This window comes from Tepidibacter formicigenes DSM 15518, from assembly GCF_900142235.1.
Taxonomy (GTDB): Bacteria; Bacillota; Clostridia; order Peptostreptococcales; family Peptostreptococcaceae; genus Tepidibacter; species Tepidibacter formicigenes.
Genome location: NZ_FRAE01000116.1, coordinates 1 through 3,541, shown reverse-complemented (window position 1 = coordinate 3,541; position 3,541 = coordinate 1). Strand labels below are relative to the sequence as shown.

Annotated in this window: 1 protein-coding gene and 1 pseudogene; both read left to right on the top strand. The window is 29.3% G+C overall.

Translation table 11 applies throughout. From position 1 onward, the window contains the following. Positions 1-97: 97 nt before the first annotated feature. Positions 98-529, top strand: a pseudogene (locus BUA77_RS12925) (TerD family protein); the annotation flags it as partial. Positions 530-610: 81 nt separating this feature from the next. Then, entirely contained in the window at positions 611-3,304 is a 2,694-nt protein-coding gene (locus BUA77_RS12920) for a calcium-translocating P-type ATPase, PMCA-type (protein ID WP_072890940.1), read from the top strand. The last annotated feature ends 237 nt before the right edge of the window (positions 3,305-3,541 follow it).

The following is a 3,541-nucleotide window of genomic DNA, read 5'->3' as shown; positions in this document are numbered from 1 at the left end:
ATGTCCAAAATGTAATGGTGAATTAGTTTCAAAAAATACAGATGAGTAGCTCTGCTACTCATCTGAGAGTATCACGAAGTGATATTTTGTTCTTGGAGAAAATGGAAAAGTAAATGAAGATAGAGATTTTATTTTCTATAATAATTTAAAAGGTGAAGATGATTGTGTAGTTCATACTGGTGATAATAGAACTGGTGCTGGAGATGGAGATGACGAGGAAATTATAATTGATTTTAATACAATGCCTTCACGTATACATAAAGTTGGAATTACAGTTACTATTCATGATGCCATTGCTAGAGCACAAAATTTTGGACAAGTATCTAATGCATATGTTAGAGTAGTAGATGTAGAAACTGATAAAGAAATTATGCGTTATGACCTTGGAGAAGAATTTTCTATAGAAACTGCTCTTATTGTATGTGAACTTTATAGACATAATGGAGAATGGAAATTTAGTGCTGTAGGAAGTGGATTTGAAGGAGGACTTAGATCACTTTGTATAAATTATGGACTTGATGTAAATTAATTTTAAGAATATGGTGCTTTGTGTATTTAACACATAGCACCTTTATTTTCTAATAATAATTAATGTTTGGGAGGCTAAATTATGAAAAATGACATTAAAGGTTTAGATGAACAAGCTGTAGAAGAATCTAGAAAACAGTATGGAAGTAATAAGCTTACAGAGCAAGAAGTTGAGGGATTTTGGGATAAACTTAAGGAGAATTTTGAAGATCCAATTATTAAAATTTTGATTCTGGCATTAGTTATGAATGTAATATTTTTCTTTTTAGGTAAAACGGAGTGGTATGAGTCTTTAGGAATTGCTTTTGCGGTTTTTATTGCAACATTTGTAGCAACTTGGTCAGAACATAGTAATGAAGTGAGTTTTCAAAAATTACAAGAAGATGCTTCGAAGATAAAGTGTAAGGTATATAGAAATAGTAAAATAGATGAGATTTTAATTGATGATATTGTAGTGGGCGATTTTGTTCTTTTACAATCTGGAGATAAGATTCCAGCAGATGGTATATTAATAGAAGGAACTTTACAAGTAGATCAGTCTGTATTAAATGGAGAAAGTAAGGAAGCAGAAAAAAAAGCGATACCAAAAGATTATAAATATAATAATGAAGAAAGTGTAGATTTTTTAGATGCATATAAAGTATTTAGAGGTACAGTTATTTCTTCAGGAGAAGCTATTTTACAAGTAAAAACGGTTGGAGATAATACTTTTTATGGTAAATTAGCACAAGAATTGCAAACAGAAGAAAGAGATTCACCATTAAAGGTAAAATTAGGACATCTTGCAGATGGAATAAGTAAATTTGGATATATTGGAGGTAGCTTAATTGCTTTATCTTTTATGTTTAAAAAGATAGTTATAGATAATGGATATAATATAGGATCTATTTTAAGTTATGCTTCAGATTGGACAAATGTTGTAAATGATTTAGTGACAGCTGTTATTTTAGCTATTATTATTATTGTTGTTGCTGTTCCAGAAGGGCTTCCTATGATGATTGCCATGGTATTATCATTAAATATGAAGAAATTATTAGATGATAATATATTAGTAAGAAAGCTAATAGGAATTGAAACATCAGGAAGTTTAAATATTTTATTTTCTGATAAGACAGGAACTATTACAAAAGGACAATTAGAAGTTGTGACTTTTGTTGATGGAGAAAATAAAAGCTATAGTACATTTAATGAAATTACAGGTGAGCTTAATAAGTTATTAGATTTATCTATAACACAAAATACTAATGCAGTTGTTGCAGAGTGTGATGAGACAGGATGGTATCAAATTATTGGTGGTAATGCAACAGAAAGAGCGGTGTTGGGATTTATAAATAATTTTAGTAAAAATAAGTTTAATATAGAAAAAGTATACTCTATTCCGTTTAGTAGTGAGAAGAAATTTTCTGCAACACAAGTTAAAGGAGAGTATAATTTAACATTATTAAAAGGAGCTCCTGAAAAGATTTTAGAAAAATGTAATTATTATTATGATAAAAATGGAAATAGAAAAAAACTAATTAATAAAAATACACTAGAAGATACTATAGATAATTTAGCTAGCAGATCAATTCGTGTTATTGCAGTAGCTACAACTCATGAAAATCTTGAAGAAGATAAAAATTTAGAAGATTTAACATTAGTAGGGATTATGGGAATTAGAGATGATTTAAGAGAAGAATCTAAAGAGGCTATTAAAGAAGTACAAGAAGCAGGAATACAAGTTGTTATGATAACGGGAGATAGAAAAGAAACTGCCGTTGCTATTGCAAAAGAATCTGGACTTTTGAGATATGAAGATGAGATAGTATTAACTTCTAGTGAAATTCAAAAATTATCAGATGAAGACTTAAAGAAAATGCTACCTAAAATTAGAGTAATTGCAAGAGCCCTTCCTACAGATAAGAGTAGACTTGTAAAAATTGCACAAGAATTAGACTTGGTTGTTGGAATGACAGGTGATGGGGTAAATGATTCTCCAGCACTTAAAAAAGCAGATGTTGGGTTTGCAATGGGCAGTGGTACGGAAGTAGCAAAAGAAGCAGGAGATATAGTTGTATTAGATGACAACTTTTTTTCAATTTCAAAAGCTGTTCTTTATGGAAGAACTATTTATCATAGTATTAGAAAGTTTATAACTTATCAGCTTACAGTAAATGTTGCAGCAATTTTAATTGCTTTTTTAGGACCTTTTATTGGAATTAATTTACCTCTTTCAATGACTCAAATGTTATGGGTTAATTTAGTAATGGATACTTTAGCTGCCCTTGCCTTTGGAGGAGAAGTAGCTTTGCGTAAGTATATGCAGGAAGTTCCTAAAAAGAGAACAGAATCAATTATTAGTAAAGATATGTGGAGTTCTATTTTGATAAATGGAGTGTTTATTGCGGGTATAAGTGTATTCTTCTTAAAATCATTTTATATAAGAGAGGTATTTAGAACTGGGTTAGAAGGAAACGAAGACATATATTTCTTAACTGGATTTTTTGCCTTCTTTATTTTCTTAAATGCTTTTAATACTTTTAATGCTAGAACAAATGAATTAAATTTATTTGATCATATTTTAGAAAATAAAGGTTTTTTAAAGGTTGTAGGTATAATTTTTGCTGTTCAAGTTGTTTTCACATATATAGGTGGAGAAGTCTTAAGAACAGCTGGATTAACTTTAAGTGAATGGTTGTATGTGATTTCATTATCAATTCTTATCATACCTGTTGATTTGATTAGAAAATTTATTAGAGATTTTGTATTAAAAGAAAAAGTTGAAGATGGATTATAAATTGAGAGAAGGAGATAGAGTTATTTTAGAACAAGCAATAACTGATGATGAATCAAATAAATAGTATATAGAGAGATTTTTCCTCTATATACCTATTTTTTACTCCATAGGAAATAATAATATTTTCAATTTATAGATAACATTGCTAAAAACACTGCATCATCAACTATTTTAAGCAACGGAATCGATAGATTCGTTGGCGACATGAGCCATGCGATAGCATGAAGCGAATTTTTT

Excerpts from the sequence above, each read along its gene's own strand:
- BUA77_RS12920 (WP_072890940.1), top strand. The coding sequence starts at position 611 with ATGAAAAATGACATTAAAGGTTTAGATGAACAAGCTGTAGAAGAATCT.